Raw genomic sequence first — 4,754 nt, 5'->3', positions numbered from 1 at the left:
CCGCGCCACGCGCCCGCGGCCCCCGGCACCCCGCCGACCCCGCGCCCCCCCCCACCCCCCCCGGCCCCCCGCCCGCCCCGCCCCGCGGGCACCCCCACGCCCGCAACCCCGCGGACGTCGCCCGGATAGCCGCCGGGCAGGACGCGGTGGTCACCGCGACCCGCCCGGTGCCCGGCAGCGAGCACGAACTGGCCGCCGCCACCACCGGACTGCTCGCGGGCATCGCCGGCACCGGCGTACGGCTGCTGGCCGTCGGCGGCGCGGGCAGCCTCACCGTCCCGGGCTCCGACGGGACGACCCTCGTGGAGTCCCCCGGCTTCCCCGCCGAGATCCGGCCGATCGCGCTGGCCTGCAACGAGCAGCTCGACCTCTACCGCGCGGCCGACGCCGAGGTCGACTGGACGTACCTGAGCCCGGCCGCACTGCTGGAACCCGGCGCGCGCACCGGCCGGTTCCGGCTCGGCCTTGACGAGCTGCTGGTCGACGCCGACGGCAACTCGGCGATCTCCATGGAGGACCTCGCCATCGCACTGCTCGACGAGGTCGAGCGGCCCGCCCACCACCGCGCCCGGTTCACCGCCGGGTACTGAGGGGCCGCGGGCGACGGTCCCGGCGTCCCGCCGCCGGAGGGATCCCGGGGCCGGCACCCGGCCGGGGGTGTAGCCAGCACCACCCCGAAGACGGAAGCCCGGGTGATCGATCGTCAGGAAGAACCGGGACAGGATCGTTCCCGTGACGAACACCGCATCGACCGACACCACCTCGAACGACACCACCTCGAACGGCACCGCAGCGCCCGGAACCGCAGCGCCCGGCACGGCCTCGGCCCGCACCGCTCCGAGCGCCGGCCCCCGCGTCCGGCGCGCCGCGCTGGTCGTGGCCGCCGCCCTCCTCGCCGGCCTCGCCGCTCCGGCCACCGCCGGCGCGGACACCGCCCGCGACCCGGGCGACGCCGACCCGGCACCGGCCCGGTACACCCACCAGACCCTGAACTGGCAGCCCTGCGCGAAGCAGCCCGCCCTGGACTGCGCCACCATGGCCGCCCCGCGCGACTGGCACCACCCGGGCACCGGGGCCGACCTGACCATCGCCGTCTCCCGACACCGCGCCACCGAACCGGCCCGGCGCAAGGGCACCCTGCTGATGGCGGCGGGCGGCCCGGGCGGGTCGGGCCTGCTGCGCCCGGCCACCCTGGCCGGCGCGGCCCCGGCCGTCGCCGCCGCGTACGACATCGTGGGCTTCGACCAGCGCGGGGTCGGCGCGAGCACCAAGGCGGTCTGCCAGACGCCGGAGGAGTTCCAGGAGTTCCTGGCCGGCGACTACCGGGACCAGTCCCCCGCCGCGACCGACCGCGTCCTCGCCAACGCCGAGAAGCTGGTGGCCGGTTGCCAGGAGCGCAGCGGCGACCTGATCCCCTACCTGACCACCGAGCAGACCGCCCACGACATCGACCTGTTCCGCTCCCTGCTGGGCGAGCGCAAGCTCAGCTACTACGGCCCGTCCTACGCCACGATGATCGGCGCCTACTACGGGACGCTCTTCCCGCACCGGGTCGAGCGGATGGTGCTGGACAGCAACATCGGCTTCGAGGGCAGCTGGGAGAAGTTCCAACTGGGCCAGCCGATGAGCTTCCAGCGCCGCTTCGACGAGGACTTCGTGCCCTGGCTGGCGGCCCGGGACGCCACCTACCACTGGGGCTCGACACCGGAACAGGTACGGGCGCACTGGGAGCAACGGCGCGCCGCGCTGCACGACGCGCCCATCGTCGAGGGCTCGCTGACGATCGGTCCCAACCAGCTGGACGACCTGGCGATCTCGGGGCTCTACAGCGCCTCCTACTTCCCGGACGTCGCCCGGCTCCTGACCACCGTCGACCACTGGGACGGTGCCGACGCCGCCACCAGGACGGCCACCGCGACCGCGTTCAACAGTTACCTCAGCCCCGACTTCCTCGCCGAGTACTTCTCGGTGACCTGCAACGACACCCCGTGGACCAAGGACCTGGACACCTGGGTCCGGCTCGGCGCCGAGAACACCGCCCGGTGGCCACTGGTGGGCGCCCGCACGCTCGCCTTCAGCGCGGTCTGCGCCGACTGGCCGGTCGCCCCGGCGCCCGCGGTCAAGGTCACCGGCGCCCACCTGCCGACCACGCTGATGCTCAACTCGGTCCACGACCCGGCGACGTACTACGAGGCGGCGGTCGGCGCCCACCGCGCGCTGCGCGGCTCGAAGCTGGTCACCGTCACCGGGAACGGCGACCACGGCCAGTACCCCGGGCCGAACGCCTGCGCCACCGACGTGGTCGAGCGCTACCTGCTGGACGACCGGGCGCCCGCGCGCGACCTCACCTGCGCCTCGCCGCAGGCGGGTTGAGGCTGTCCCTCGCCGCGGACGGGTCGAGGCGGCGCCTCACCGCAGGCGGGTCGAGGCGGCTCCTCGGTCAGCTCCGGGACCGGGCCGACAGCCTGGCCCGGAGCCAGGCGAGGCCGACCGCCAGCCCGGCGAAGCCGCCGACGGCGAGCTTGATCCCCGCCTTGGCGACGATCCAGCCGACCCCGGGGACGCTCCACCCCAGCCAGTGGAACATCGCCAGCATGACGGCCGCGCCGCACACCACGGCCAGCACGGTGGCACCGACGGCGCCGGCCCGCGAGAGTTCCTGCGGGTCGTCGCCCCGGGGCTCCGGCCCGGCCCCGTCCGCACCCTCGGCGGTCTCGTTCACCATGTCGTTCGTACTCCCCTCAGCCATGGGGTGATGATACGACCTTCAACGCCGGGCCCGGTGGGTGTCCCCGAGGTGCTCGCCGGTCTCGTCGTCGGGGAAGCTGACGGCCATGGTGACGCGGTATTCGTGGACGTCCTCCCGGTGCCCCGGCACCAGGGCCCAGGCCAGCGAGTGCACTTCGGCCTCGGGGGCCTGGCGGCACCAGGCCGCCGCCTCCTCCAGGGCGCGGGCGGCCGACAGGCCCGTGCACACCACGGCGGTGTAGGCGGCGACCGCGACGTCGCCACCGGAGCGACAGGTCCGCGACACCGCCCGGACGGCGGCGGCGGCCTGGGTCAGGTCACGGGCCAGGTCGTCCACCACCCGAGGGGGCGCCGGCAGGACGACCGCTCCCTCGACGACGGTCTCCGGCAGGTTCGCGCTCACGGTCCGGACCTCCATCCGCATCATCACGCGGCACAGCATGCCGGGCGGTGATTCCTGGCATGCCCACTTTCACCGGAACGTCACCCGTCCAGGGCCGAGTCGGGGGCGCACCCTGGCGTCCGGGGACCCGCCCTGCTAGGGAGGCGGCCGCGCGCGCCGGACGACGTGGCAGGTCAGAGGGGTCGCTCGCGGGCGCTGCCGGGGAGCCCGAAACACCGGGCACGTACCACCCCCGTGCTCCGAACCGCCGGTCCGGCGCCGGGGCGCCCGTCCGACCACCGTTGGGCCCTTGGTCAACTCCCGTTACCGGAAGGCGAGATGCCGCCGGAAGCCGGTGGAACAACCGCAGGCCGGCGGCCCCGGGCAGCACCCCCGGGGGCGGCCGCACCCCCGCTGACGTGCCGAGTCAACCCCTCGGTGGGCCCCTGGTCCCCTCCGGGTCACCCTGTCCCTGTCAGATCGTCGTGATACTAATCGTCCGGTCTGCGGGTGCGGGCGCCAGGCGGACGGGCACGATGACGACGGCTCAACCGTTCCGGGATCGTCCGGACGGCGATGGGGAGGGGACACGGATGACGGCGAGGTTCGGCAGCAGCGGGGGCGGGCGGAAGCTCCGGATCGGCAAGCGGGTCACGGGGACGGCGGCGGCCTTCGCCGCGCTGGCCGCCCTGACCGGCTCCCAGGTGACGGGCTTCGGGCTCGCGCCCGCCGCAGCCGCGGACACCGGTCCCAACAGCGGCGCCAGCGCCCAGGACGCCGACCACGGGCAGGCCGCCGGCTCCCCGTTCGGCACCCCCGCTCCCGGCACCGCCGGCACGGGCGTCCCGGCCGACGGCGGCGGCACCCTCCAGTTCCCGCTGCCGCCCGGCGCGCTGCCCGGCGCACCCGTCGCCGGCCCGTTCGCGGCCACCGGGCCCGCGCTGCCCTCCACGGTGCTCGCCGCCTACCGCCAGGCCGAGGCCTCGCTGGCGCAGCGCTCCCCCGGCTGCCACCTCCCCTGGCAACTGCTGGCGGCGATCGGCCAGGTCGAGTCCGGACAGGCCAACGGCGGCCAGGTGGACGCCTCCGGCACGACCCTGACCCCGATCCTCGGCCCGGCACTGGACGGCAACGGCTTCGCCGCGATACCCGACACCGACGGCGGCCGCTACGACGGCGACGCCCGCTGGGACCGCGCCGTCGGACCGATGCAGTTCATCCCCTCCACCTGGGCCTCCTGGGGCGTGGACGCCAACGGCGACGGCAAGGCCGACCCGAACAACGTCTTCGACGCCGCCGAGACCGCCGGCCGTTACCTGTGCGCGGGCGGCCGCGACCTCGCCGACCCGGCCCAGCTCGACCGGGCGGTGCTCAGCTACAACAACTCGGGCGAGTACCTGCGGACCGTCCGCAACTGGATGGCCCACTACGGCAGTGGCACGGTGACCACCGTCCCGAACAGCCCGGGGTCCTCGTTCCCGTCGTCCTCGCTGCCCTCGCCGTTCCTCCCGGTCCTCGGCGGCGGGGGGGGGCGCGGGCCCCCCCGCCCCCGCCCCCCCCCCCCCCCCCCCCCCCCCCCCCCCCCCCCCCACCCCCCCCCCCCCCCCCCCACCCCCCGCCCCCG

At 75.9% G+C, this 4,754-nt stretch carries 4 protein-coding genes and 1 pseudogene; 3 read left to right on the top strand and 2 right to left on the bottom strand.

Annotated elements, in window-relative coordinates; genetic code table 11:
• Positions 1–590: NAD(P)-dependent oxidoreductase (locus tag ACFV0O_RS22920; protein ID WP_380344725.1), on the top strand; the 590-nt coding region annotated here is incomplete at its 5' end.
• Positions 591–732: 142 nt separating this feature from the next.
• Positions 733–2,373 (top strand): alpha/beta hydrolase, encoded by a 1,641-nt coding sequence (locus ACFV0O_RS22915; protein ID WP_380344723.1) that lies wholly within the window; start codon positions 733–735, stop codon positions 2,371–2,373.
• 67 nt (positions 2,374–2,440) lie between these two features.
• Here the strand turns inward: ACFV0O_RS22915 and ACFV0O_RS22910 are convergent, their stop codons facing one another.
• Positions 2,441–2,749 carry a hypothetical protein gene (locus ACFV0O_RS22910; protein WP_380344720.1) on the bottom strand — a complete coding sequence of 103 codons (309 nt, stop codon included), beginning with the start codon at positions 2,747–2,749 and terminating at the stop codon, positions 2,441–2,443.
• Between the two features lie 18 nt (positions 2,750–2,767).
• A complete protein-coding gene (locus tag ACFV0O_RS22905; protein ID WP_360257584.1) occupies positions 2,768–3,151 on the bottom strand; it encodes a hypothetical protein in 384 nt (127 codons plus the stop codon).
• Between the two features lie 572 nt (positions 3,152–3,723).
• Here ACFV0O_RS22905 and ACFV0O_RS22900 point away from each other — a divergent pair.
• Positions 3,724–4,754: pseudogene (locus ACFV0O_RS22900) on the top strand (lytic murein transglycosylase); the annotation flags it as partial.

Source organism: Kitasatospora sp. NPDC059577 (genome assembly GCF_042735475.1).
In the GTDB taxonomy this organism is placed as follows: domain Bacteria; phylum Actinomycetota; class Actinomycetes; order Streptomycetales; family Streptomycetaceae; genus Kitasatospora.
The sequence above is the reverse complement of the archived record's forward strand: the minus strand, read 5'-3'. Positions and strand labels throughout refer to the sequence as shown.

Bases quoted from the DNA above. Each gene is read 5' to 3' on its own strand.
- ACFV0O_RS22910 (WP_380344720.1), bottom strand. From the start codon at position 2,749: ATGGCTGAGGGGAGTACGAACGACATGGTGAACGAGACCGCCGAGGGT.